Annotated in this window: 27 protein-coding genes; 11 read left to right on the plus strand and 16 right to left on the minus strand. The window is 70.8% G+C overall.

What is annotated here, in order from left to right:
• Nucleotides 1–105: 105 nt before the first annotated feature.
• Complete coding sequence (locus G3I19_RS06550; protein ID WP_164260461.1) at nt 106–1,089, minus strand: aldose epimerase family protein; 984 nt, start codon at nt 1,087–1,089, stop codon at nt 106–108.
• A gap of 9 nt (nt 1,090–1,098) precedes the next feature.
• On the minus strand, nt 1,099–2,004 hold the full coding sequence (locus G3I19_RS06555; RefSeq protein ID WP_164260463.1) for an SGNH/GDSL hydrolase family protein: 906 nt from the start codon (nt 2,002–2,004) through the stop codon (nt 1,099–1,101).
• A 288-nt stretch (nt 2,005–2,292) separates the two neighbouring features.
• Here G3I19_RS06555 and G3I19_RS06560 point away from each other — a divergent pair, with 288 nt between their 5' ends.
• On the plus strand, nt 2,293–2,787 hold the full coding sequence (locus tag G3I19_RS06560; protein ID WP_164260465.1) for a DUF3145 domain-containing protein: 495 nt from the start codon (nt 2,293–2,295) through the stop codon (nt 2,785–2,787).
• A gap of 19 nt (nt 2,788–2,806) precedes the next feature.
• Nucleotides 2,807–3,682, plus strand: a complete 876-nt coding sequence (locus G3I19_RS06565) for an NAD(P)-dependent oxidoreductase (protein ID WP_164260467.1) — start codon at nt 2,807–2,809, stop codon at nt 3,680–3,682.
• Between the two features lie 131 nt (nt 3,683–3,813).
• Here G3I19_RS06565 and fabF read toward each other — a convergent pair whose 3' ends face one another.
• From fabF to G3I19_RS06590, 5 genes are all read right to left on the minus strand, one after another.
• Entirely contained in the window at nt 3,814–5,076 is a 1,263-nt protein-coding gene (fabF, locus tag G3I19_RS06570; RefSeq protein ID WP_164260469.1) for a beta-ketoacyl-ACP synthase II, read from the minus strand.
• Between the two features lie 75 nt (nt 5,077–5,151).
• Nucleotides 5,152–5,400: an acyl carrier protein gene (locus G3I19_RS06575; protein WP_164260471.1), complete on the minus strand. Its 249-nt coding sequence runs from the start codon at nt 5,398–5,400 to the stop codon at nt 5,152–5,154.
• A gap of 100 nt (nt 5,401–5,500) precedes the next feature.
• Nucleotides 5,501–6,505 carry a ketoacyl-ACP synthase III gene (locus G3I19_RS06580; RefSeq protein ID WP_164260473.1) on the minus strand — a complete coding sequence of 335 codons (1,005 nt, stop codon included), beginning with the start codon at nt 6,503–6,505 and terminating at the stop codon, nt 5,501–5,503.
• Between the two features lie 15 nt (nt 6,506–6,520).
• Nucleotides 6,521–7,459, minus strand: a complete 939-nt coding sequence (locus G3I19_RS06585; protein ID WP_164260475.1) for an ACP S-malonyltransferase — start codon at nt 7,457–7,459, stop codon at nt 6,521–6,523.
• Nucleotides 7,460–7,548: 89 nt separating this feature from the next.
• Nucleotides 7,549–8,748 carry a helix-turn-helix domain-containing protein gene (locus G3I19_RS06590; RefSeq protein ID WP_164260477.1) on the minus strand — a complete coding sequence of 400 codons (1,200 nt, stop codon included), beginning with the start codon at nt 8,746–8,748 and terminating at the stop codon, nt 7,549–7,551.
• A 59-nt stretch (nt 8,749–8,807) separates the two neighbouring features.
• Here G3I19_RS06590 and G3I19_RS06595 point away from each other — a divergent pair, with 59 nt between their 5' ends.
• Complete coding sequence (locus G3I19_RS06595) at nt 8,808–9,467, plus strand: pirin family protein (RefSeq protein WP_164260478.1); 660 nt, start codon at nt 8,808–8,810, stop codon at nt 9,465–9,467.
• Nucleotides 9,468–9,584: 117 nt separating this feature from the next.
• Here G3I19_RS06595 and G3I19_RS06600 read toward each other — a convergent pair whose 3' ends face one another.
• Nucleotides 9,585–9,995 (minus strand): helix-turn-helix domain-containing protein, encoded by a 411-nt coding sequence (locus G3I19_RS06600; protein WP_239074018.1) that lies wholly within the window; start codon nt 9,993–9,995, stop codon nt 9,585–9,587.
• 201 nt (nt 9,996–10,196) lie between these two features.
• Here G3I19_RS06600 and G3I19_RS06605 point away from each other — a divergent pair, with 201 nt between their 5' ends.
• The 3 genes from G3I19_RS06605 to G3I19_RS06615 all read left to right on the plus strand — a co-directional run bounded on the left by G3I19_RS06605 (nt 10,197) and on the right by G3I19_RS06615 (nt 12,890).
• The gene (locus G3I19_RS06605; protein WP_164260528.1) at nt 10,197–10,841 is read left to right on the plus strand and encodes an NAD(P)H-dependent oxidoreductase; all 645 of its coding nucleotides are present in this window, start codon (nt 10,197–10,199) and stop codon (nt 10,839–10,841) included.
• Between the two features lie 105 nt (nt 10,842–10,946).
• Nucleotides 10,947–12,269, plus strand: a complete 1,323-nt coding sequence (locus G3I19_RS06610; RefSeq protein WP_164260482.1) for an MFS transporter — start codon at nt 10,947–10,949, stop codon at nt 12,267–12,269.
• A gap of 33 nt (nt 12,270–12,302) precedes the next feature.
• Nucleotides 12,303–12,890: a TetR/AcrR family transcriptional regulator gene (locus G3I19_RS06615; protein ID WP_164260484.1), complete on the plus strand. Its 588-nt coding sequence runs from the start codon at nt 12,303–12,305 to the stop codon at nt 12,888–12,890.
• Nucleotides 12,891–12,897: 7 nt separating this feature from the next.
• Here G3I19_RS06615 and G3I19_RS06620 read toward each other — a convergent pair whose 3' ends face one another.
• Both G3I19_RS06620 and G3I19_RS06625 read right to left on the minus strand, forming a co-directional pair.
• On the minus strand, nt 12,898–13,164 hold the full coding sequence (locus tag G3I19_RS06620; protein WP_164260486.1) for a DUF397 domain-containing protein: 267 nt from the start codon (nt 13,162–13,164) through the stop codon (nt 12,898–12,900).
• Nucleotides 13,124–13,972 carry a helix-turn-helix transcriptional regulator gene (locus G3I19_RS06625; protein ID WP_164260489.1) on the minus strand — a complete coding sequence of 283 codons (849 nt, stop codon included), beginning with the start codon at nt 13,970–13,972 and terminating at the stop codon, nt 13,124–13,126. The genes G3I19_RS06620 and G3I19_RS06625 overlap by 41 nt, the downstream gene beginning before the upstream one ends.
• Before the next feature lie 83 nt (nt 13,973–14,055).
• On the opposite strand from G3I19_RS06625, the gene G3I19_RS06630 reads away from it, so the two are divergent.
• Nucleotides 14,056–14,502, plus strand: a complete 447-nt coding sequence (locus tag G3I19_RS06630) for an ATP-binding protein (RefSeq protein WP_164260491.1) — start codon at nt 14,056–14,058, stop codon at nt 14,500–14,502.
• 23 nt (nt 14,503–14,525) lie between these two features.
• On the opposite strand, the gene G3I19_RS06635 is transcribed toward G3I19_RS06630, so the two are convergent.
• Nucleotides 14,526–15,269 (minus strand): TetR/AcrR family transcriptional regulator, encoded by a 744-nt coding sequence (locus G3I19_RS06635; protein WP_164260492.1) that lies wholly within the window; start codon nt 15,267–15,269, stop codon nt 14,526–14,528.
• Between the two features lie 165 nt (nt 15,270–15,434).
• Here G3I19_RS06635 and G3I19_RS06640 point away from each other — a divergent pair, with 165 nt between their 5' ends.
• A complete protein-coding gene (locus tag G3I19_RS06640) occupies nt 15,435–17,081 on the plus strand; it encodes a carboxylesterase family protein (RefSeq protein WP_343235010.1) in 1,647 nt (548 codons plus the stop codon).
• Here the strand turns inward: G3I19_RS06640 and G3I19_RS06645 are convergent.
• Nucleotides 17,047–17,862, minus strand: coding sequence for a serine hydrolase domain-containing protein (locus G3I19_RS06645; RefSeq protein ID WP_164260495.1), 816 nt, complete (start codon nt 17,860–17,862; stop codon nt 17,047–17,049). The two genes, G3I19_RS06640 and G3I19_RS06645, sit on opposite strands and share 35 nt — an antisense overlap.
• A gap of 15 nt (nt 17,863–17,877) precedes the next feature.
• Complete coding sequence (locus G3I19_RS06650; RefSeq protein WP_164260497.1) at nt 17,878–18,345, minus strand: GNAT family N-acetyltransferase; 468 nt, start codon at nt 18,343–18,345, stop codon at nt 17,878–17,880.
• Nucleotides 18,346–18,459: 114 nt separating this feature from the next.
• Here G3I19_RS06650 and G3I19_RS06655 point away from each other — a divergent pair, with 114 nt between their 5' ends.
• Together G3I19_RS06655 and G3I19_RS06660 are read left to right on the plus strand one after the other, a co-directional pair.
• Entirely contained in the window at nt 18,460–18,921 is a 462-nt protein-coding gene (locus G3I19_RS06655; RefSeq protein ID WP_164260499.1) for a MerR family transcriptional regulator, read from the plus strand.
• 5 nt (nt 18,922–18,926) lie between these two features.
• On the plus strand, nt 18,927–19,946 hold the full coding sequence (locus G3I19_RS06660; RefSeq protein ID WP_164260501.1) for an aldo/keto reductase: 1,020 nt from the start codon (nt 18,927–18,929) through the stop codon (nt 19,944–19,946).
• A 71-nt stretch (nt 19,947–20,017) separates the two neighbouring features.
• On the opposite strand, the gene G3I19_RS06665 is transcribed toward G3I19_RS06660, so the two are convergent.
• The 3 genes from G3I19_RS06665 to G3I19_RS06675 all read right to left on the minus strand — a co-directional run bounded on the left by G3I19_RS06665 (nt 20,018) and on the right by G3I19_RS06675 (nt 22,916).
• Entirely contained in the window at nt 20,018–20,869 is an 852-nt protein-coding gene (locus tag G3I19_RS06665; protein ID WP_164260503.1) for a DUF4429 domain-containing protein, read from the minus strand.
• 99 nt (nt 20,870–20,968) lie between these two features.
• The gene (locus G3I19_RS06670) at nt 20,969–22,156 is read right to left on the minus strand and encodes an alpha/beta hydrolase (RefSeq protein ID WP_164260505.1); all 1,188 of its coding nucleotides are present in this window, start codon (nt 22,154–22,156) and stop codon (nt 20,969–20,971) included.
• A gap of 85 nt (nt 22,157–22,241) precedes the next feature.
• Nucleotides 22,242–22,916 carry a TetR family transcriptional regulator gene (locus G3I19_RS06675; protein WP_164260532.1) on the minus strand — a complete coding sequence of 225 codons (675 nt, stop codon included), beginning with the start codon at nt 22,914–22,916 and terminating at the stop codon, nt 22,242–22,244.
• Between the two features lie 222 nt (nt 22,917–23,138).
• Between G3I19_RS06675 and G3I19_RS06680 the strand changes: the two genes are divergently transcribed.
• Complete coding sequence (locus G3I19_RS06680) at nt 23,139–24,737, plus strand: DHA2 family efflux MFS transporter permease subunit (protein WP_164260507.1); 1,599 nt, start codon at nt 23,139–23,141, stop codon at nt 24,735–24,737.
• The last annotated feature ends 30 nt before the right edge of the window (nt 24,738–24,767 follow it).

The raw sequence follows: 24,767 nt of genomic DNA on the forward strand, positions 1-24,767 counted from the left end.
CCACGGGCCCACGGGTCCACGGGTCCACGGGTCCCCGCGGCCGACGGTCACGGGAACCCGCGTCCGACGGCCCACGGGTCCCCCGCGTACCTACCGCGCGTACGCCTACCGCGCGGAGAACCCGTACACCGTCTCGGAAACGAACGCGCCGCCCGGCCGGAGCACCGCAGCGGGGAACTCCGGCCGGTTCGGCGTATCGGGGAAGCGCTGGGTCTCCAGCGCGATCCCGGCGCCGGGCCCGAACGGTCCGTCGTCGATGTGGTCACCGGTGTAGAGCTGCAGCCCCGGCTCGCTGGTGGAGACCGTCAGCACCCGGCCGGAGACCGGATCGGACAGCTCGGCGGCCGCACCGCCGCCCCCGTCGAGTACGTAGTTGTGGTCGTAGCCCAGCCCCACCTTCCGGGCCTGCCGGAAGTCGAAACGGGTGCCGTCGACCGGCGCCAGATCGCCGGTCGGGATCAGCTCGGCGTCCACGGGCGTCACCCGCGAGGCCGCGATCCGCAGCTCGTGCCCGGCCGCGCTGCCTGAGCCCGCACCGGCCAGGTTCCAGTACGAGTGATTGGTCAGGCTCACCACGGTCGGCGCGTCCGTCGTCGCCTCGTACGCGATCCGCAGCGCACCGCTCTCCGCCAGGCTGTACGTCACGGACACGGCCAGCCGCCCGGGGAAGCCCTCCTCGCCGTCCGGGCTGACCCGGGAGAGCCGCACCCCGTGGTCCCCGGCGGCCGCCGCCTCCCACACCCGCTTGTCGAAGCCGCGGTCACCGCCGTGCAGGCTGTGCGGCGGATTGTTGCGGGGCAGCCGGTACGTACGCCCGTCGAGCTCGAACTCACCGCCCGCGATGCGGTTCGCGTACCGCCCGATCAGCGCCCCGAAGTACGGCCCGGGGGAGGCCAGATACCCGGCCAGGTCGGGGAAGCCCAGCGCCACCCCGGCCACCGCTCCCGCCCGGTCGGGCACCTCGACGGACTGCACGATCCCGCCGTACGTGAGCACCCGCACCCGGGTACCGCCGCGCTCCAGGGTCCAGCGGTGGACTGAGGTGCCGTCGTCGAGACGGCCGAAGATCTCCGGCTGCGCGCTGCTCATCCCCGGACCCTACGCCGGGGGCCGCGCGGCCGTGACGTTGCGGTACGCGATCTCCGCCAGCCGCTCCTGGCCGTCCTTCCCGGGGTGGAACCAGTCCCAGGGGCTCAGCTGCGCCCCGGTGAACCGGAAGCCGAAGACCTCCCCGCCGTCGTAACGGCAGTGCTCGTCCGACGCGCACACGTCCTTGAGGACCGCGTTGTAGGCGACGACCCGCTCCCGTACGGCGTCGCGCCGCTTCACCGCTGCCGGGTTCATCGCATCGGCGTCCCGCAGCATCGACGAGCAGATCCCCAGCTTCCAGATCTGCTTGCCCAGCGGGTTACCGCGCCCCTGCGACCACAGCCGCTTCAGGTCCGGCACGCTCGACACATAGACCTCGCTCTTGGGCAGCGCGGTGGCCAAACGTTTCAGCGCCGTCTCAAACGATGTTCGGAATTCATCCACCGGTGTCATGTGCGAAACCGAGTCACGGCACGCGTCATTGGCACCTGCCATGATCGTCACCAGCTGGGGCCGGTGCGCCGCCGCTGCGCCGATCTGGGCCGGCACATCGGCCATCCGGGCCCCGGTCCTGGCGTCGTTCCAGCTCTTCTTCACGCCGAGCCGCGAGACCAGACTGTGCACCTGGGCGTCAGAACCGGTCGCCCAGGACACCTTCGGACAGTCCGCGAGCACCGAACAGGCGTCGAAGCCGCGGGTGATGGAATCGCCTACCGCGGCTACCGAACGGGGGGACCTGTCCCAGGTCGGGGCGGGTGCGGACGGCCCGTTGCGGTGCGCCTGCGCACGTTTCCCGCCACTGTCGGAAGAGTCACAGCCGGCCAGCGCGCCGAGCGGGAGGACGACCACCGCCGTCAGCGCCGCGACCGCCGTGCGTGTGCGGTGGCTCCGGGCGGATTCCGGCTTCCTCTGCACCCTCTGCACCCTCCAAGTGGCCGACCCGCGCGTCCTGCCGAGTGAAAGCTCTGTGTTCAACAGGGCTGAGACCGACAGTACGTCACACGAGTGAGGCCGTCGCGCGGTAGTTTTTCCCCGTCGAACCAGTGGCAACTTCGCCTTCCACGGTTCCGGTAAATTACATCACGTCACATACTGTCCCATTTCAGGAGATTAACTCCCGATGCTGTTTACTGTTGTACCCCGGGGCAGAACGGGCGAGAGGCCGCTGGGGAAGGCGAACCTCGAACCGCACTGGAGGTCCCGGTGACGACACGTGGAGTTCTGTATCTGCACTCCGCACCGCGCGCGCTGTGCCCGCACGTTGAGTGGGCCGTGGCGGGTGTTCTCGGTGCGCGGGTGAATCTCGACTGGATCAGGCAGCCCGCCTCTCCCGGCACCTGGAGATCCGAGTTCTCCTGGAAGGGCGGCACGGGCACCGCGTCCCAGCTCGCCTCCGCGCTGCGTGGCTGGAACCTGCTGCGTTTCGAAGTGACGTCGGAGCCGTGCCCGTCGGCCGAGGGCGAGCGCTACAGCGCCACGCCGGAGCTGGGCATCTTCCACGCCGTCACCGGAATCCACGGCGACATCCTGATCCCCGAGGACCGGCTGCGGGCCGCGCTGGCCCGCTCGCTGGGCGGCGAGAGTGATCTGGAGGCCGAGATCGCACGGCTGCTCGGCAAGCCCTGGGACGACGAGCTGGAGCCGTTCAGGTACGCGGGCGAGGGAGCCCCGGTGCGCTGGCTGCACCAGGTCGTGTAATCCGCTTTACGGTGGGTCCATGGCTGACAACACCTCAGTAGCTGTCCTCGGTACGGGCATCATGGGCGCCGCGATGGCCCGTAACCTCTGCCGCGCCGGGCTCGACGTCCGGGTCTGGAACCGGACCCGCGCCAAGGCGGAGCCCCTCGCCGACGCGGGCGCCCGCGTCGCCGGCACCCCTGGTGAGGCCGTCGAGGGTGCGGACGTGATCATCACCATGCTGTACGACGGCGCGGCGGCCCTCGAAGCGATGAGCGCCGCCGGGTCCTCGCTGAGCGCCGGGACCGTCTGGCTCCAGTCCACGACAGCGGGCACCGAGGCGCTCCTCCCGCTCGCCGCGCTGGCCAGGCAGCACGGGCTGGTCTTCGTGGACGCTCCGGTCCTCGGCACCAAGGCCCCGGCGGAGAGCGGTCAGCTCACGGTTCTCGCGGCGGGGCCCAGCTCCGTACGCGGCGATGTCGCCCCCGTGCTCGACGCGGTCGGCGCCCGTACGGTCTGGGTCGGCGCCGACGGCGCGACGGGAGCGGCCACCCGGCTGAAACTCGTCTGCAACAGCTGGGTGCTGGCCCTCACCCACGGCACGGCCGAGGCGCTCGCGCTGGCGGCCGGTCTCGGCGTCGACCCGGCCGGCTTCCTGGACGCGGTCGGCGGCGGCTCGCTGGACTGCGGCTATCTGCACCTGAAGGCACAGGCCATCCTCACCGAGGACTACACGCCGAGCTTCTCGGTCGCCACGGCGGCCAAGGACGCGCGGCTGATCGTCGAGGCGGGGCGCGAGGCGGGTGTACGGCTGGACGTGGCAGCCGCGGGCGGCGAGCGGTTCCGCCGGGCGGAGGCGCTGGGCCACGGCGGCGACGACATGGCCGCGTCCTACTTCGCGAGCTTCGAGCACTGACGCCGGGAGCCCGGACATGAACGCGCGGGCCCGCCCCTCCCGGAGAGGGAGGAGCGGGCCCGCGCGTGTCGTGCTGTGCCGTGTCGCGTCGCGCTGTGTCGTGCCGCGCTGTGCGACCGGCGCGTGTGCGGTCAGACCGTACGGAACGCCAGCATCACGTTGTGACCGCCGAATCCGAACGAGTTGTTGACCGCGGAGACCGGCCCCTGCGGCAGCGTGCGCGGCTTGTCCCGCACGATGTCCGCGTCGACCTCCTCGTCGAGATCGACGATGTTGATGGTCGGGGGAGCCGTGCGGTGGTGCAGCGCCAGCACCGTGGCGACGGTCTCGATACCGCCGGCGCCGCCGAGCAGATGCCCGGTCATCGACTTCGTCGCGGAGATGGCGACATGGTCGAGGTCGTCGCCCAGCACCTGGCGGAGCGCCTTGATCTCGGCGACGTCGCCCTGCGGGGTCGACGTGGCGTGCGCGTTGACGTGCGCGACCTCGGAGGGCTTCAGGTCGGTGGTCTCCAGCATGTGCCGCAGCGCCGCGGCGATACCGCGGCCGGTCGGCTCCGGCTGCGCGATGTGGTGGGCGTCCGACGACAGGCCCTGGCCCACCAGTTCGCAGTAGACCTTGGCGCCGCGCGCGGCGGCGTGCTCGGCGGACTCCAGGACCACGATGCCGGCGCCCTCGCCGAGTACGAAGCCGTCGCGGCCCTTGTCGTACGGGCGGGAGGCCCCCTCGGGGTCCTCGTTGTTCTTCGACATCGCCATCATGTTGGCGAAGGCCGCGATGGGCAGCGGGTGGATGGTCGCCTCGGTGCCACCGGCGACGACGACGTCGGCACGGCCGGAGCGGATCATCTCGGCCGCGTAGCCGACCGCTTCGGCGCCGGACGCGCACGCGCTGACCAGCGCGTGAACGCCTGCCTGCGCGCCGAGTTCGAGCCCGACGTTGGCGGACGGGCCGTTCGGCATGAGCATGGGGACGGTGTGCGGGGAGACGCGGCGTACGCCCTTCTCCTTGAGCACGTCGTACTGGTCGAGCAGGGTGGTGATGCCACCGATACCGGAGGCGACGACCGCGCCGAGGCGCTCGGGGCGGACGGCGTCGTCCTCACCCGCCTTCGCGGTGAAGCCCGCGTCGGCCCATGCCTCACGGGCGGCGATCACCGCGAACTGGGCCGAGCGGTCCAGTTTGCGGGCGAGGGGGCGCGCCAGGACCTCGCTCGGGTCGACAGCCACCGGGGCGGCGATGCGGACCGGCAGCTCGGCGAAGCGCTCGTCGGTGAGCGGCTTGACGCCGGAACGGCCTGCGAGCAGTCCTTCCCAGGTCGATGCGCTGTCGCCACCCAGCGGTGTGGTTGCGCCGATACCGGTGACGACCACGGTGCGATTGGTCGAGCTCACTGGAATTTCTTCTCCACGTGTAGAGGGATCTGAATCACGGCGCCACCGCCGGGTGGCGTCAGCCGCGGGCCTGGGTCAGGCCTGGTGCTTCAAGATGTAGTCGGCAGCGTCGCCGACGGTCTTGAGGTTCTTGACGTCGTCGTCGGGGATCTTGACGTCGAAGCGCTCTTCGGCGGCGACGACGACCTCGACCATGGACAGCGAGTCGACGTCCAGGTCGTCGGTGAAGGACTTGTCCAGCTGGACGTCCTCGACCGGGATGCCGGCGATCTCGTTGACGATCTCGGCGAGACCCTCGATGATCTGTTCCTGAGTGGCGGCCATGACGGCGCTCCTTCGATGTGTAGCGGTGTGTGTCGGGGACTGCTCGGGGTGTTCGAACCTCGGGGTGTCCGAACGGCGAACCGGATTCCTCCGGAATGCCCTAGGGGAGGGTAACGACAGTCGCGGCGTAGACGAGACCCGCCCCGAAGCCGATGACCAGTGCGGTGTCGCCGCTTTTCGCCTGACCGGTCGCCAGGAGCCGCTCCATCGCAAGCGGAATCGAGGCTGCGGAGGTGTTGCCGGTGGTCTCGACGTCACGGGCGACCGTGACGTGGTCCGGCAGCTTGAGGGTCTTCACCATCGAGTCGATGATCCGCATGTTGGCCTGGTGCGGGATGAAGACGTCCAGGTCGGCCGCGGCGATACCGGCCGCGTCCAGGGCCTGCTGAGCGACCTTCGCCATCTCGAACACGGCCCAGCGGAAGACCGCCTGACCCTCCTGCGTGATCGCGGGGAACTTCTCGCGGCCCTTGCCGTCGCGGTAGTCCGACCACGGCACGGTCTGCTTGATCGTCTCGGACTTGTCGCCCTCCGAGCCCCACACCGTGGGTCCTATGTGCGGCTCCTGGGAAGGACCGACCACGACCGCGCCCGCGCCGTCACCGAAGAGGAAGGCCGTCGCGCGGTCCTCCAGGTCGGTGAGGTCGCTGAGCCGCTCGACGCCGATGACGAGCACGTACTCGGCGGAACCCTCGACGATCATGCCCTTGGCGAGCGTCAGACCGTACCCGAAGCCTGCGCAGCCCGCGGAGATGTCGAAGGCGGGCGCCTTGTCGGTGCCGAGCTTGTAGGCGATGTCGGTCGCGATGGCCGGGGTCTGCGCGAAGTGCGAGACCGTCGACACGATCACTCCGCCGATCCGGTCGGCGGGGATCCCGGCGTCCGCGATGGCCTTGCCGGCCGCCTCGACGGACATCGCGGCCACGGTCTCCTCGTCGGAGGCCCAGTGGCGGGTCGCGATGCCGGACCGGGAGCGGATCCACTCGTCGGACGAGTCGATCGTCTCCAGGATGACCTCGTTGGGCACGACCCGGGTCGGGCGGTAGCCGCCGACTCCCATGATCCGTGCGTACGGGGCGCCCTGGCTGGGCTTGATCTTCGCCATGCTCTCTCGGGCTCCTTAGGCCCCCGCCGCGTCAGCGGCAGGTGATCGGTTCTCGGCGATGAGGGCGCGGGCCGCGTCGAGGTCGTCGGGTGTCTTGAGCGCCAGCGTCCGTACGCCGGGCATGGCGCGTTTGGCGATGCCCACCAGGGTGCCGCCGGGGCAGACCTCGATGAGCGCGGTCGCGCCCAGCTTCTGGGCGGTCTCCATGCACAGATCCCAGCGGACCGGGTTCGAGACCTGGTTGACCAGCCGGGCGATGACGTCGGCGCCGGTCGTGACCACTTCGCCGTCGGCGTTCGAGAGGTACGGGACGGCCGGGTCGGCGACGGTCAGGTCCTGGGCGGCCCTGCCGAGTCCGGCGACCGCCGGAGCCATGTGGTGCGTGTGGAAGGCGCCGGCCACCTTGAGCGGCATGACCCTGCGCACCCCGTCGGGCTTGTCGTCGACGAGCGCGGCGATCTGTTCGGCGGTGCCCGCGGCGACGATCTGGCCTGCGCCGTTCACGTTCGCCGGGGTCAGCCCGAGCTTCTCCAGGTGCGGGAGCACGGTCTCGGGGTCGCCGCCGAGGAGCGCGGCCATCCCGGTCTCCGTGACGGCCGCGGCCTCGGCCATGGCCAGTCCGCGGGTCCGTACGAGACCGAGCGCCGCCGCGTCGTCGATCACGCCCGCGAAAGCCGCGGCCGTGATCTCGCCGACGCTGTGTCCTGCGACGGCGCCGGGCACGAAGTCGCCCAGTGCGGAAGCGGACAGCAGACCGGCCGCTACCAGCAGCGGCTGGGCCACCGCTGTGTCACGGATGGCGTCCGCGTCGGCCTTGGTGCCGTAGTGGGCGAGGTCGAGCCCGATGGCGTCCGACCACGCGGCGATACGGTCGGCGGCACCGGGGAGTTCGAGCCAGGGAGTCAGGAAGCCGGGCGTCTGAGCGCCTTGGCCGGGAGCGACGAGTACGAGCACCCTCACACTCTCTCTTGTGGACGGTTCCAAAGGCCCGTGGGGACAGGGACGAAGAACCGGTGGGGTAATTGTTGGTGTCCGACAAAAGTCTAGAGCTGCGTATCCCCGTCGGCCAGGCGCCCCAGGATCAGGGCGATGCGCAGAGTGAATGCGGAGCGCACATCGGAGGGCGACCACCCGGTGACGTCGGTCACACGTCGGAGCCGGTAGCGAACGGTGTTGGGGTGTACGAAGAGCATCCTGGCCGCGCCCTCCAGGCTGCTCGCCTGCTCCAGATAGACACTCAGCGTTTCCAGGAGGGCCGACCCCGCCTGCTCCAGAGGTCTGTAGATCTCCTCCACCAACTGCTCACGCGCCGCGGGGTCCGAGGCGATGGCGCGCTCCGGCAGCAGATCGTCGGCGAGCACCGGGCGCGGCGCGTCCTGCCAGGCGTATCCGGCCTTGAGCCCGGCGGCCGCCGCCTGCGCGGAGCGGGTGGCCGCGAGCAGGTCGGGCACGATCGGTCCTGCGACCACGGGCCCCGCCGCGTACGGGCCGATGAGGGCCTTGGCGACCTGGAGCGGATTGTCGTTGCCGCCCGCGATGACGACGAGGCGGTTGCCGAGCACCCCGGTCAGCACCTGGACCTTGGCGTGCCGCGCGGCGCGGCGGATCGCCTCGACGGTCAGTTCGCTGTCGCCCTCGGGCGCGGTGCCGAGGATCACACAGACATGGTCGGGCGAGTTCCAGCCGAGGGCTGCCGCGCGGGACACCGCTCCCTCGTCGGCCTCGCCGGACAGCACCGCGTTGACGACCAGCGACTCCAGGCGGGCGTCCCAGGCCCCGCGGGCCTCGGCGGCCTGCGCGTACACCTGGGCGGTCGCGAAGGCGATCTCCCGTGCGTAGACCAGCAGCGCCTCACGGAGGATCGACTCGTCGCCCGGGGCGGCGACTTCCTCGATCGCGGTCTCCATGACCTCGATCGTGGTGCGCACCATCTCGACGGTCTGCCGCAGGGTGATGGCCCGGGTCAGCTCGCGCGGGGCGGTGCCGAAGACATCGGTGGAGATCGCCTGGGGCGCCTCGGGGTGCCGGAACCACTCGGTGAAGGCGGCGATACCGGCCTGCGCGACCAGGCCGATCCAGGAACGGTTCTCCGGTGGCATGGCCCGGTACCACGGCAGGGTCTCGTCCATCCTGGCGATGGCGTTCGCCGAGAGCCGGCCGGATGACTGCTCCAGCCTCTTCAGCGTCGCGGCGTGCGGATGTGCGGGAGGGGGTCCGGGCTGCGCGGAATCGGGTCGGGGCACGTGGACAAGACTGCCTTATCCGGACCCGGGTATGGCGTGGCGGGGCTACGGTGGGCGGCGTGATGGATGTACGGCGCTCCGGCGAGCGCTACCGCGGAGGCGACCCCGCGGCCGGTATCGACTCCCGCCACGCCTTCTCGTTCGGCACGTTCTACGACCCGGACAATCTGCGTTTCGGGCCGGTCCTGGCCTGCAACGAGGAGCGGCTCGCGCCGGGTGCGGGTTTCGACGAACACCCGCACAGCCACACCGAGATCGTCACCTGGGTGGTCGAGGGCGAACTCACCCACCGCGACTCGACGGGCGGCGCCACGGTCGTACGGGCCGGCGACGTCCAGCACCTCTCGTCGGCCGGTGGCGTGCGCCACGAGGAGCGCAACGAGGGCCGGGAGCCACTGGTCTTCGTCCAGATGTGGCTGGCACCCCTGGAGCCGGGCGGCGAGCCCGCGTACGAGACCGTGCGCGGCATCGCGGACGCCACGCCCTACGCGGTTCCCGCGGCGGGCGCCTTGCTCTCGGTCCGCAGGCCGTCCCCGGGCGAGCGGGTGGCGGTGCCGGACGTGCCGGGGGTGTACCTGCATGTCGTACGGGGCGAAGTCCGGCTGGGGGATGTGGAGTTGGCCCCCGGCGACTCGGTCAGGATCAGCGGGGCGCAGGGGCTCGACCTGGTGGCGGACACGGCGGCCGAGGTGCTGCTCTGGGAGCTGGAGACGGCCTGAGCCGGGCGGCCCCGGCGGGCGGGCCCGGAGCCGCTGGGCCCGCGGGCGGCTCCAGGGTCGCTGTGCCCGCGGACGGGTCCGGAGCCGCTGGGCCCGGCTCGGCGCGGGCGCCGCGGTTCAGGACCGGGGCGAGGTGCTGCCGGCCTGGGCGCGGTTGGCGCGGATCTCGTCGTGGTGGTCGGCGGCCCAGCCGATCAGCTGCATGACGAGCTCGTTCAGCCCGCGGCTGAGCGGGGTGAGGGCGTACTCCACACGCGGCGGCACCTCCGCGTAGGCGGTGCGCGTGATCAGGCCGTCCTCCTGGAGCTGGCGCAGCGTGCGGGTGAGCATGCGCTGGGAGATGCCCGGGATCTGGCGCTGGAGGTCGGTGTAGCGCAACGAGCCGTGCTTTAGGACACCGAAGACCAGCATGCTCCATTTGTCGCCGACCCGGTCAAGGACCTGCCGGATGAAGTCCATGCGGTCGGCGGGGATGCCCGCGCACGGCCCGATCGCGGCCGTCGTCCCCGTATCAGCGCTGTCCTGCATGGCGCCCATTCCTCTCCGTCGCGCACACCTGTGTGCCTTTTGTACCGGCTCCCATACTGGCGCATCATGGCGCTACGAACAAATGAGAGGAATTGGAGGTCAGAGCAGGACAGCGGCACCCTGCTCGACCTGCTGCGCACCGCCCGGGACGGAACCCGCCGGGTCGCTCTCTCGCCCCCTGTCTCCGTGAAAGGCACAGCCATGTCGTACCTGCTGCACATCGACTCCTCCTCGCTCGGCGAGGCGTCCGTCTCCCGTCAGGTCGCTCAGTCCTTCCGTGACCAGTGGCACGGCCCGGTCGTCCACCGCGACCTCGCCGCCTCGCCGGTGCCGCACCTGAGCGCCGCGGGCGTCACGGCCCGCACCACCGACCCGGACCGGCACACTCCCGAGCAGGCGGAGGCGGCCGCGCTCCAGGACGAGCTGATCGAGGAGTTGCTGGGCGCCGGCGCCTACCTCTTCACGGTGCCGATGTACAACCTCTCGATGCCGTCGGTGTTCAAGGCGTGGCTGGACCAGATCATCGTCACGGACCGCACCCTGATCTTCGGTGGCCCCTCCCCGGTCGCGGGCCGTCCGGCCGTGCTGATCTCCGCCCGGGGCGGCGGCTACGGCCCCGGCACCCCCAACGAGGGCCTCGACTACGTGGTGCCCACCCTGGAGGCCGTCCTGGGTCACGACAACCTTCTCGGCCTGGACGTCACCACCGTGATACCCGAGCTGACCATGGCTCCGGTGGCTCCGGCCATGGCCCCGCTCCTTCCCCTGCACGAGGCGTCCATGACGGCCGCCCACGACAAGGTCCGCGGGCTCGCCACTGCCTTCGGTGCGGCGCGGGCCGCCTGACGCCGCACTCCGTCGTTCGACCGTCGGTTGACCGAGTAGACCTGTCTGTCTAATATGACTGTCACTAGACAGACAGGTCTACTCACACTTCGGACGGGAATGGTCATGACGAATCTTTCGGTCGGCCCGGCGTCCGATCCGGCGCGCACCTCGGACGCGGCGCCCGCCGACGCCGGACCGGCTGTCGGATCCGGACCGGCTGCCGCATCCGGCCCGGCCGGCATATCCGCGCGGGGCCGGCGGCTGCCGCCGAATGTGGCGCTGTACGTCCTCGCGTCGATCACCATCTCGTTCCTGGCGGCCTCCAGCGCACCGACCCCGCTCTACGCCGTCTACCAGGCCGAATGGGGCTTCGACCCGATCACCACCACCGTGGTCTTCGGCGTCTACGCGGTGGCCGTGCTGCTCGGGCTGCTCACCATGGGCAAGCTCTCCGACCACGTCGGCAGACGGCCGGTGCTGCTGGCCGCGCTGGCGGCGCAGGCCGTCTCGATGGTCGTGTTCGCCACCGCCGGAGGCGTGCCGGGGCTGCTGGTCGCCCGGATCGTCCAGGGGCTGTCGACCGGCGCCGCGCTCGGCGCGATCGGGGCGGGGATGATGGACATCGACCGGCCGCGCGGCACGATCACCAACGCGGTCGTCCCGGGCATCGGCACGGCGACCGGCGCGCTGGTCTCCGGCCTCGTCGTCCAGTTCCTGCCCGCCCCCACGCATCTGGTCTACCTCGTACTGCTGGCGGTCTTCGCCCTCCAGGCCGTCGCCGTCGCGCTGATGGGGGAGACGGTGACCCGCAAGCCGGGGGCGCTGGCCAGCCTGGCGCCCGAGATCAAGCTGCCGCGCGCCGTACGCCGCCCGATGCTGGTGGCCGCGCCGGTGCTGTTCGCCGTCTGGGCGCTGGCCGGGCTGTACGGGTCGCTCGGCCCTTCCCTCGCACGGCAGTTGACCGGCTCCGGCTCCGAAGTCCTGGGCGGGATGAGCCTGTTCGTGCTCGCCGGGGTGGCCGCCGTATCGGTGGTGGTCCTGCGGAAGGCGACGACCCGGACGGTGATGCTCACCGGCATACTCGCGCTGATCGCCGGGGTGGCCCTCACCCTTGTCTCGATCCGCGGCTCGTCCGCCACCGGCTTCTTCGTCGGCTCCGCCATCGCGGGTGTCGGCTTCGGCAGCGGGTTCCAGGGCGGTATCCGTACGGTGATGCCGCTGGCCCGGCCGCACGAGAGTTCCGGGGTGCTGTCGCTGCTCTTCGTCGTCTCGTACCTGGGCATGGGGGTACCCGCCGTGGTCGCCGGGTTCCTCGTCGTCCACGCGGGCGGGCTGACCGCCACCGCGCAGGAGTACGGACTCGCCGTGATCGTCCTCGCGGCCTTCGCGCTGCTCGGGCTGGTGCGCGGCGGCCGGGACGGGGCGGCGGTCCTGCCCGGGGCATAATGGTAGACAGATCTGTCTGAAGGAGTGACCGTCATGGCGAGCGCACGGAGCACCGTGAAACCTTCGGCGCGTGAGCGCCTGCTCGCCGCCGCGAACGAGCTGTTCTACGCCGAGGGCGTGCAGAGCGTCGGGATCGACCGGGTCATCGAGCACGCGGGCGTGGCCAAGGCGTCGCTCTACAACACCTTCGGCGGCAAGGAGCAGCTCGTCCGGGCGTACCTCGACACCCGGCACGCGGGCACCGCCGACCGGATCACCCGGGCCGTCGCGGAGCGCGACACGCCCCGCGAGCAGATGCTGGCGGTCTTCGAGTCCCAGGGGCGGCAGTTCGACCGGCCCGACTTCCACGGCTGCGCCTTCATCCGTGCCGGCGCCGAGGCCAGCCCCGACGGGCTGGTCCATGAGGCGGCGGACACCTTCCGCCGCTGGATGCGCGAACTCTTCACCCGCCTCGCCGCCGAGGCCGGCGCCGCCGACCCCGAAGCCCTGGCCCACCAGCTCCAGTTCATCTACGACGGCGCGGGCGTCTCCGCCCTGATGGACCACGACTCCTCGGTGGCCGCGACCTCCCGCGCGGCGGCCGCCGCCCTGATCACGGCGGCGACGGGCACCCCGGGGTGACCGTCCTCTAGTGGAGCCCGTCCACGAATGTCTGCCAGGCTGCGGCGTGGACGAACAGCGTGGGTCCGGCGGGGTTCTTGCTGTCCCGGACCGGCACGGTACCGGGGAGGCCGTCGGCCACCTCGACGCACTCGCCGCCGGTGCTTCCGCTGTACGACGACGTCCGCCACACCGCGCCGTCGGTCACCGTGCACTCGACGCAGTCGCCGCCGGTGTTTCCGCTGTAGCTGGACTTACGCCACCGCGCGTTCTGTAGGTCGCGACCGGTCTCCATAACGCTCCTCCATCACGCGGGTGATCAGCGCCGCCGAGTCCTCAACGGAGAGGGCGGCAGCCTGCAGGTGAGCGTAACGGAGTGCGGCTTCCCGGATGGTCTCGGGGTTGGCGGTCATGTGGCCGGAGATGACGTCTTCTGTGTAGACGAGCTCTGGGTCGTCGTCGAAGCGGAGAGAGTTGAACGACCCAGCCAGGCTCGCGTGTTCACCTGCCGCGAAGGGCAGTACCTGGATCCGCGTCCAGCGGTGATCGGCGTAGTTCAACAACCGGGCCAGTTGGTTCCGCATGACGTCCCGGCCGCCGATCGGCCGGTACAGTGCGGCCTCATCGAGGATCGCCCAGGTGAGCGGCGGCCGTTCCCGTTCCAGGATGCGCTGGCGCTCCATCCGGGCCGCCACCAGGCTTTCGAGATCGTCCGGCAGGCCGGTGGCCAGCACCGCCCGCGCGTACTCCTCCGTCTGGAGAAGCCCGTACACCAACTGTGCCTGGTACGTGGAGATGTAGGCCGCACGCGCCTCCATCTCGGCATACGGCTGGAACCACGTCGGCAACTGGCTGCGCAGGACCAGGCCGACCAGCCGTGAGAACACCCCGTCCGTGCCGAGCGCAGCGTCCACGCGCTCGGCGAAATCGCGGGTCGGGATCTTCTTCGTGGTCTCGATCTGGCCGATCAGGGAGCCCGTGCAGAAGATGATGTCGCCGAGCTGCCCCTGTTTCAGGCTGTTGGCCTCCCGCTGGCGGCGCAGCTCCCAGCCGAAGTAGTCCAACGGGGACGCGCTGGGGTCGAGAGAGTGGATGTTGGCCACGTGGGCACCTCCGGCCTGCAACGCCGTGCGGCGTTCGGTTCAGTACGTAGCCGAGCGTAACCAGTACGTCGCACGCTGGTGGCATGAATGACGTAACTGGTTCCCCGGCCGACGTCGCGGGGTCGGCCTACCGTGCCGCCTTCGCGGTGAGCGAGCACTCGGCGCTGCATCTGCGCCGCGTCCTGCGGATGTACCTCACCGGCTGGGGACTTCTCGAAGTGGCCGACGTGGCCGAGCTGGCGCTCACCGAGCTGATCGCCAATGTCGTACGGCATGTCCCGGGCCGCCGCTGTCAGACGTACATCTTCCGGCTCCCGGCCCGGGGCGTGCGGGTCGAGGTCGCGGACGGCTGCCCAGGACTGCCCCGCGCCGCGGTCGGCGACGAACTGGACGAGGGCGGGCGGGGGCTGGTCCTGGTCGACGCCCTCACCGACAGCTGGGGCGTGGAGCCGCTCCGGGACGGGTCGGGCAAGACCGTGTGGTTCGAGTGTCTGACCGCGAAGGCGGCAGACGTACCGGGGGAGGGCTGAACTCCCTGGTGCCGGGCGGTGGTTCAGCGGGTCTGCGTCCGGCGGGCGATCAGGACCTCGATTCCGTCCAGGATCCGGGTCAGGCCGAAGTCCACGTCGTCGTCGCCGATGGCATCGTCGTATTCGCTCTGCGTCATCATGGACGCCAGAATCGGATATCCGTGCTCATGCAGGAGCGGTTGAAGGAAGCGTGACACGGCGGCCGACTGGACCGGCTCCGCACTGCTGTCGCGCACGTCGCGGCGGGCACTGGCGATCCGCCGCGCGTAGCCGTCGAGCAGCAGTGCGCACCCCAGTGATTCGGCAGAGCTCAGCCCGGCGCCGGTGAGTGCTTCCAGCAGCACTTCTGTCCAGCGCAGCAGGTTCGGGGTCGCGGGCGCCCCGCGGATGGGCAGGTCGGGCAGCCATGGGTGGGTGTCGCACCGCTCGATCATGGCCCTGGTCCACCTGGCGGCCGCGGCTCGCCACTGGTCCGTGCCGGTGTCCAGGTCCGGCGCCGGGCCCCACGCGGTCTCGGCGAGGAGTACCAGCAGTTCGTCGCGCGAGCTGACGTACCGGTAGACCGCGTTGGCGGTGAGCCCCAGCCGCCTGGCGATGTTCGGCATGGACAGGGCCGCGAAGCCTTCGGCGTCGGCCAGCCCGACGGCCGCTTCGACGATTCCCTCGACGCTCTGCGAGGGCTTCCGGCCCAGCCGCCCCGTCTTGGCGGTCAGCCCCCACGCCAGGGCGAGGCCGGGGGGCAGCCGCTCGTCGTCGCTTGTCGGCATCGGGCTCATCTCCATGTCTGTCCACGGGCATTGACTTTGTGGGTGCCTCACACTTTATATTAGTGTGGGCCCCACACGAACTCTTCGAGGATGTGAACGCCGGTGAATCTCACAGGCTGGAACCGCTGGAATCGCTTACCAGGTCATAGCGGATCGCAGGTCACGGTGCGGCCGCGCCTACGGGCCCTGCTGACCGCTCTGCTCTGCGGCGCCATGATCAGCAGCGCGGCCGGAAGCTCGCAGGCGGCACACCTCGCCGAGGCCGGCCGGGGCGGCGCTGCCCCCGTGGTCAGGACGGACACCGGCTCGGTCGAAGGCCGCCTCGGCACGGACACCCGGATGTTCCAGGGGATCCCTTACGCGGCCCCGCCGGTCGGGCGGCTGCGGTGGGCGTCGCCCCAGCCGGCCGCGTCCTGGTCGGGCGTACGGCCCGCGACCGCACCCGGCAACCGGTGTGCACAGGCGGCCGGGCTCATCGACCGGCAGAGCACCAGTGAGGACTGCCTCTATCTGAACGTCACCACGCCGGTGCGCAGCGCCCGCAAGCTGCCGGTGATGGTGTGGATCCACGGCAACGGCTTCATCAACGGCGCCGGGAGCCTTTACGACGCACAGCGCCTGGCCGCCATGGGCAAGGTGGTCGTGGTCAGCTTCAACTACCGGCTCGGGGTCTTCGGATTCCTCGACCATCCCGCGCTCGACCACGGTGCGGCCCAGCACCTGTCGGGCAACTTCGGCCTGGAGGACCAGCAGGCCGCCCTGCGGTGGGTGAAGCGCAACGCGGCGTCATTCGGCGGCGACCCGGCGAACGTCACGCTCTTCGGCGAGTCGGCCGGCGGCACCAGCGTCTGCGCGCACCTCGTGGCTCCGGGGTCGGCGGGCCTCTTCCAGAAGGCGATCCTGCAGAGCGCCCAGTGCACGGGACGCAAATGGTCACCGGGCCCGCCGACCTGGTTCCCGCTGCCGCGCGCGGAGCGCGAGAAGCACGGGCTCGACCTGGCGGCCAAGGTCGGCTGCTCCGACGCCCGGGCGGCGGCGGCCTGCCTGCGCCGCGTACACGTGGACGAACTTCTCAAGTGGTCCGACTACGGACTCGGATCAGGGCCGTCGGTCGGCGCCGGGGTCCTGCCGATGAGCCCGGAACAGGCTTTCGCCACCGGCCACTTCAACCGGGTCCCGGTCATCCAGGGCACCACCCGGGACGAACACCGCCTGTTCACGGCGGCCATCGAAGCCGTGACCGGCCGGACGACGACCGACGCCGACTACCGGCAGCAGATCCGGACCCTCTTCACCCCGGCAGACGCGGCCCGCGTCCTGGCCCGCTACCCCGCCGGCCGCTTCCACTCGCCCGGCGAGGCGCTGTCCACCGTCGTCAGCGACTGGGCCTGGGGATGCACGGCCCTCGGCCGGGACCAGGCCCTGGACCGGCAAGTGCCGACCTATGCCTACGAGTTCGACGACGAGAAGGCCCCCTGGTTCAGCACGCTCAAGAAGCCGGACTTTCCCACCGGGGCGTTCCACGGCAGCGAGCTGGAGTACCTCTTCGACGACGAGCAGCTCCCCGGTCCCGTGACCCCCGCCCAGCACCGGCTCGCGGACACGATGGTGCGCTACTGGGCCCGGTTCGCCTACACCGGCGACCCGAACGGCCCCGGCACAGCGCCCTGGCCCCGATTCGGAACCGGCAGGCACGTGCAGTCGCTGCAACCGGGGAGGACGGAACCGGTCGATCTCGCCCAGGAACACCAGTGTGGCTTCTGGCAGACCGTCGGCGTCAGGAGCGAAGCTCGGCCAGCACCGCGTCCGTGAACGGCGGCCAGGCGTCGACCGCCCACGGCCCGAAGGCCCGGTCGGTCAGCGCCACACAGGCGGCCCCCGCCTCCGGGTCGACCCAGAGGAACGTCCCCGACTGGCCGAAGTGGCCGAAGGTGCGCGGTGACGACGAAGCGCCCGTCCAGTGCGGGGACTTGGCGGAACGGATCTCGAAGCCGAGACCCCAGTCGTTCGGGTTCTGGAGGCCGTATCCGGGCAGTACGCCCTTGAGCCCCGGGTGGACCACCGAGGTGGCCTCGGCGACGGTGCGCGGGTCGAGCAGCCGGGGCGCCTGCAGCTCGGCGGCGAACCTCGCCAGGTCGTCGGCGCTGGACACGCCGTCCTTCGCGGGGGAGCCCTCCAGCGAGGTGTCCGCCATGCCGAGCGGTTCGAGCACCCCCTCGCGGAGGTAATCGGCGAACGGGATGCCGGTGGCCGCGGCGATATGGTCGCCGAGCGCCTCGAACCCGGCGTTGGAGTAGATCCGGCGCTCGCCGGGGGCGGCCATCACCCGGTTCTCGTCGAAGGCGAGGCCGCTGGTGTGGGCGAGCAGATGGCGGACCGTGGCCCCGGGGGGACCGGCGGGCTCGTCCAGCTCGACGGCGCCCTCCTCGTACGCCAGGAGGGCGGCGTACGCGGCGAGCGGCTTGGTGACCGAGGCGAGCGGGAAGCGCCGGCCGGTGGGGCCGACCGTACCGGGGACGCTGCCGTCCGCTCGTACGACGGCGGCGGCCACCGCGGGTACCGGCCAGTTCTCGGTCATCGCCAGGCTCTTCATGGGACAGGAGCCTAACTACAGGGTCAGCCGCATCGCCGGATCGGGGGTCCTCACGAACCCGAGGGAGGCGTACAGAGGCTCGCCGTCGGCCGATGCGCGCAGGTCGACCTTGCTCACCCCGCGCTCCCGGAACCAGCCGAGCAGCGCCTCCATACAGGCCCGCGAGTACCCCCGGCGGCGCATGTCCGGGTCGGTCGCGACGCTGAAGACATAACCGCTCGTGCCGTGCGGATTGCCGGGGCCGCCGAGCCGGTACTCGACGGTGCCGACCACGCACGCGGCGAGACCGCCGTCCGGCCGGTCGACGACGAACGCGGTCAGGTCCGCGTCGGGGTCCTTCAGCTTCCTGCGGAGCGTGTCGAGGGCGGCCGGCTGCCAGCTGGTGTCCGGGTGCGGGGTGCCGGACATGGAGTCCTGCATCAGCTTGCGCAGGCGTACGAGTTCGGCGGCGTCGTCGGGGTTCGCGCGGCGGGCTGTGCTCATGGTCGGCGAGGCTACGGGAACCGGCCGTGAAGTTCCCCCCGTTTCTGCTTGCCTGGAGTGCACTCCAAGGATCTAGCGTTGGGGCTGTCGCGAGGATGAAGGAGCTGGGAGCACATGACTGTGACCGAGACCGTGCCCGTGGCGGACCACCGGGGTCTCCGTGCGGCACCGCCCGCCCCGGACCGGCTCCCCGACGGGCAGGACCAGTACACGATCAGCCAGGTCGTGGCATTCACCGGTCTCAGCGCGCACACTCTGCGCTGGTACGAGAGGATCGGGCTGATGCCGCACGTCGACCGGTCGCACACCGGCCAGCGCCGCTTCTCCAACCGCGACCTGGACTGGCTCGCCCTCGTCGGCAAGCTGCGGCTGACGGGAATGCCGGTGGCGAAAATGGTCCGCTACGCCGAACTCGTACGCGAGGGCGTGAGCACCTTCGAAGAGCGCCAGGAGCTCCTGGAGGAGACCCGCAGAGAAGTGCGGCTGCGCATCGCGGAACTCCAGGACACGCTCTCCGTACTCGACTTCAAGATCGACTCTTACGCGGACGCCCGGCGGGCGTCGGAGAGGTACTGAACCTGATGAGCATCGAAAAGATCGACAGGGTGCGGCTCGGCCAGGACGGCCCGGAGGTCGGCGTGCAGGGCTTCGGCGCCATGGGCATGAGCGAGTTCTACGGGGAGACCGACGCGGCGGCGGCCAGGGACACCCTGGAGGCCACCGTCGAGGCCGGGGTCACCCTGATCGACACCGCGGACATCTACGGACAGGGCGCCAACGAGACCTTCCTGGCGCCGTTCGTCGCAGCGCACCGCGACGAGATCACGCTGGCCACCAAGTTCTCCGTCGAGCGGCGCCCCGACGACGAGCACTACCGGGGGGTGCGCAACGACGCGCCGTACATCCGGCAGGCCGTCGAGGCGAGTCTGCGCCGGCTGAACGTCGACGTCATCGACCTCTACTACATGCACCGGCGCGACCCCGGTGTGCCGTTCTCCGAGTCCGTCGGCGCGATGGGCGAGCTGGTGGCCGCGGGCAAGGTCAGGTACCTGGGGCTGAGCGAGGTGACAGGGGCCGAGCTGCGCGAGGCGCACGCCGTGCACCCGATCACCGCCGTGCAGTCCGAGTGGTCGCTGTTCAGCCGGGACGTGGAGCGCAGCCTGGTCGGCGCGGCCGCCGACCTCGGTGTGGGTGTCGTGCCGTACTCGCCGCTCGGCCGCGGCTTCCTCACCGGGTCCTTCGCGGACGCGGCCAAGGACCTGCCGGGCAAGGATTTCCGGAAGTTCCAGCCCCGCTTCACCGGCGACAACGCCAAGGCGAACGCGGCGCTCCTGGAGCCGGTCCACAAGATCGCCGCGGCGCGTGGTGTGACGGCCGCGCAGGTGGCTCTCGCCTGGGTGCAGCAGCGGGCCGAGGTACACGGACTCCGGGCGGTCGTACCGATCCCCGGCACCCGTAAGCGCGCCCGCCTCATCGAGAACACCGGTGCCACGCGGCTGCGGCTGACCAGCGACGAGCTGGCGCTCCTCGAACCGATCGCGGGCGAGGTCAAGGGCGACCGCTACCCGGACATGTCGTCGACGGCGACGGCCCGCGAGTAGCCGTACCGGGGCGTGACACCGCAGGGGGCCCGCGCGGTGCGGGCCCCCTGCGGTGTCCCTGCGGACAACCGCTACAGCTCCGCCAGCAGTTCGGCCTTCTTCGCGGTGAACTCGTCGTCCGTCACCAGGCCGGACGAGTGCAGCTCGCCCAGGTGCCGTATCCGCTCCGCGATGTCCGCCGGGTCCCGCCGGCCGGTCGCGACGGCGGGCACCGGCACCGGCCTGGAGTGGCGGGCCGCCCCCAGCACCGCGGCGGCGAACGGCAGCGACTCGTGGACCGGCCCGTAACCGAGCCCGAAGACGACCGCAGCGGGATCCTGGTCGGCCTGCGCCGTGTCCGGCCCGCCCAGCCGCAGCATCCGCAGATATCCGTCGAACGTGTCGGGGGAGCGCCAGTCCACACCGGTCAGCTCGGCCACCGGGAAGTTCTGGTCACCGGACTTCCACTTGGCCGACGAAGCGCCCGTCCAGGACCAGCGGAACGAGACCCGCGACCCGTCGAAGGACGCCTTGCCGTCGTACGCCTTGAAGTGGAGCGGCGCCTCGGGCGCCGCCACCAGGAACCGCTCGGCCGGCTCCGCCGCGTCCGGCACGAGACGCGCCGTCAGCTCGTCCGCGTAGTACTCCGCGAGTGTCCGCTGCGCGGCCGGGAGCACCAGCCGGTACGGATCGCACCCCTCCTTCAGCTGCCCCGACGCGGCCTCCATCAGCGGGTCGGCCCCCGCGCGCGGCGCCGCGCGCAGCACCACCGTCCCCCGTCTGCCCTCGGTCACCGACACCGACCCCAGCGCCTCGTGGGGGATGCGCCGCTGACGCAGCGCCTGGAAGAGCTTCGGCGTGCGAATCCCCCGTTCGAAGCGGATGAGCACGGAGTCGGTCGCGAACTCCCAGGTGGCTTGAATTCCGGCCAGTACATCACCCATGTGGCACATCGTAGGCGGCGTGCGCCCGCACGTCGCCCCTCTGCGGCGGACCTGATGAACAGGCATCTACGCGCGTGAACCTCACAGGTCACCGCAGAATCAGCTGCGACAGGCGTCTCCACCGGCCGCACATGTCACCGAATCGAACTCGCCGGTGCCCACCGCCGCGAAGTTGTGCAGACTCTCGGTGCCAGGCGTGAAATAGCCGGTGTGACCCTGTGCCGCGCCCGCCGAAACGACGCGCGCGCCGAACGACGGCGAGACGGGGTCCGCGCCGTGGCCGAGGCCGCCGACATCCAGATGCGGTACGTCCTGGATCCAGTCGCTGCTGTCCCGCATCGCCCACACCCGGGCGTCCGTGCCCAGCTGCGCGGCGTTCTCGACCCGCATCCCCGGGCTTCCCGCGACCGCGATGTCGCTGACCCGGGAGGGGAGGTTGCGGGCGGCCACGCCGCAGAGCACCGAGCCGTAGCTGTGGCAGAACAGCGCGATGGGCGCGCGGCCCGGCAGCGCGTCGACCAGCGCGTGCAGCCGCAGCGACCCCTCGGCGGCGAGCCTGCCGATCGCGGCGTCCACACCGATACCCACGGGCGAGGTGTAGTCGGCCCAGGCGATGACGGCGGTCCGCGACCCGGGGTCCGCGGTGTGCTCGGCGCTGTACAGCGACGTCGCCATGCCGACCGGCGCGGTGTAGTAGGCGTCCTGTGTCTTCTGGAAGGTCAGCAGATTGGTGTCGACGCCGGGCACCACGATGGAGATGTGCCGGGCCTGCTGCAGATCGCCCATCACCTCGGCGACCCGGCCGGTACCGGTCGGGTCGAAGGCGAGGATCTGCCGGCCGCGCTGCGCCAGCGCGTTGTAGCGGTCGTAGGTCTGCAGCGCGTCCTGCTGGCCGAGCTTGTTCAGCGTGGGGTCGGTCAGCCGTTCGTGTTCCTGCGCGGCGGCCTGCTTCAGCGCCTGCCTGTTGGCGTCGTACCGCAGGTCCACCGGGGCGCCGTTGAGGTTGCCGACCACCAGCGGATAGCGGTCGGCGAGCCGGGCCCGGTCGCTCGCGGTGAGCGAGGCGAAGAAATGCGCCAGCCGGTGCGGCGACGCGTTGGCCGACGGCAGATGGTGACCCGCGATGGAGCCCCGGCCCCAGGCGGTCAGCGCGGCTTGGCGGGGTCCGGCGGTTCTCTGGTGGTGTACGGCGGTCCAGCCGGTCGTGGCCAGCATGACGAACACCACCGCGAGCGCGAGAAGAGTGCGCCAGACGGTGAGAGTGGGGGAGGAGTCGAAGGAAGTCACTGCCCGCCACCCTAGGAGACGGGGAAGGGCGCTTGCGAAGTCAGTGAGACACATCACGTTTCATGCCGGGAATGTAACCGAATGACTACATGTTGTGTGCGTCGGTCGTACGCCAGTTCCCCGCCAGGGCGGGCCCGATCTGGTCCAGATGAGCCAGGGCGACCGTCCGCATGGCCGTGATGCTCAGATCCTCACCCTTGCCCCAGATCCGCCCGGTGGCCCGCATCACGCCGTCGAACGCCGCGACGGCCACCCGCGGTCGGGGATCGGTGTCCATGTCCAGCCCCTCGCGGTCGGCGATCAGCTGCGCGATCCGGTCCTCCAGCTCGGCCGAGCGGCGCAGATGGATCGCGAGCAGGGCAGGGGAGGACTCGATGACCTGGCAGATCCGCATGTACAGATCGACGGGGACCAGGTCCTCGATGGTCAGGCTGATGCTGTCCCAGGAGGCGAGCACCGCGTTGCGCATCGCGTCGAACGGCCTCTCCTGCGGGGGGCGCGCCTCCAGCGCCGTGAAGAAGTGCGACTCCACCAGGTCGTGCACCGCGAAGGCGGCCTCCTCCTTGCTGGCGAAGTACCGGAAGAAGGTGCGCTGGGAGACCTCGACGGCATCGGCGATCTCGTCGATGGTCGTCTGCTCGTACCCCTTGGACGTGAAGAGTTCGAGCGCGACGCGCAGCAGGGCCTCCCGGGTGCGCTGTTTCTTGCGCTCCCGCAGTCCGGTCGGCGCGCCCGGCGTCGACGGCTCCGTCTGCTCCATCGTCACGTTCTGGTCCTCTTTCGGTGTGGGGGGGCTTGTGGGGGTGGTGGGGCTTGTGGGGGTGCGGGGGTGGTGCGGCGTGGCGTGGCTGCGGCCGTTCCGGTCTGAACTGCTTCCCGTTTCGGGTGCTTTGTCTCTCCAGGTTACCTGTGAGCTACGTGACAGCTACCGACTTGTGAATTGGTTTGTCAACTGTCAGCGGCTGACACTAATCTGACTCTTATGACTAGTCAGACCACTGTCGACCCGGCGCCGCAGGAAGCCGCGGCACCGCCGGCCAAGGGGCTCCGCGGCCACCCTTGGCTGACGCTCTTCTCCGTGGCCATCGGCGTGATGATGGTCGCGCTCGACGGCACGATCGTCGCGATCGCCAACCCGGCCATCCAGAAGGATCTCGGGGCCACCTTCGCCCAGATCCAGTGGATCACCAATGGCTACTTCCTCGCCCTCGCGGTGGCGCTGATCACCGCCGGCAAGCTCGGTGACCGCTTCGGCCACCGCCAGACGTTCCTCATCGGCGTGGTCGGCTTCGCCGCCGCGTCCGGCGCCATCGGCTTCTCCAACAGCGTCAGCCTGGTCGTGACCTTCCGGGTCCTCCAGGGCCTGTTCGGTGCGCTGCTGATGCCCGCGGCGCTCGGCCTGCTGCGCGCCACCTTCCCCGCCGAGAAGCTCAACATGGCCATCGGCCTCTGGGGCATGGTCATCGGCGCCTCCACCGCCGGCGGCCCGATCATCGGCGGCCTGCTCGTCCAGCACGTCAGCTGGCAGTCGGTCTTCTTCATCAACGTGCCGGTCGGTGTGATCGCGCTCGTGGTGGGTGCGTTCATCCTCAAGGACCACCGCGCCGCCAACGCCCCGAAGTCCTTCGACATCCTGGGCATCCTGCTGCTCTCGGCGGCCATGTTCTGTCTGGTCTGGGCGCTCATCAAGGCCCCGGCGTGGGGCTGGGGCGACGGCAAGGCCTGGATGTTCCTGGCCGTATCGGTCGTCTGCTTCGCGGCCTTCGCGTTCTGGGAGACGAAGGTCAGGGAGCCGCTCATCCCGATGGCGCTCTTCCGCTCCGTGCCGCTCTCCGCGGGCGTGGTGCTGATGGTGCTCATGGCCATCGCCTTCATGGGCGGCCTCTTCTTCGTCACCTTCTACCTCCAGAACGTGCACGGCATGAGCCCGGTCGACGCCGGACTGCATCTGCTGCCGCTCACCGGCATGATGATCGTCGCCTCCCCGCTCGCGGGCGCGGTGATCACCAAGCTCGGCCCGCGTATCCCGCTGGCCGGCGGCATGCTCTGCACGGCCGTCGCGATGTACGGCATGTCCACGCTGGAGACGGACACCGGCAGCGTCCCGATGTCGATCTGGTTCGCGCTGCTCGGCCTGGGGCTCGCCCCGGTCATGGTCGGCGCCACCGAAGTCATCGTCGGCAACGCCCCGATGGAGCTCTCCGGCGTCGCCGGCGGCCTCCAGCAGGCCGCCATGCAGATCGGCGGCAGCCTCGGTACGGCGGTGCTCGGCGCGGTCATGGCCTCCAAGGTCGACAGCGCCCTGCCGGACAACTGGGCGGCGGCCAAGCTTCCCCCGTTCGGGCCCGGTCAGCTGGACCAGGCATCACAGGCCGTCCAGGTCGGTATGGCCCCGGTGCCGCCGCAGGCGCCGGCCGGACTCGCCGCGAAGATCACGAGCGTCGCGCACGACACGTTCATGTCCGGTATGGGGCTGGCCTGCCTGGTCGCCACCGGTGTCGCGGTCGTGGCCATCTTCGTGGCCCTGCTCACCAAGCGCGGTGACAACCCGGAGGCGGCTTCGGGCGCCGCCCACATCTGACGCTCCGGCGTCAACCTCGCGCCCACCACA

Source organism: Streptomyces sp. SID10853, from assembly GCF_010548145.1.
Classification (GTDB): Bacteria; Actinomycetota; Actinomycetes; order Streptomycetales; family Streptomycetaceae; genus Streptomyces.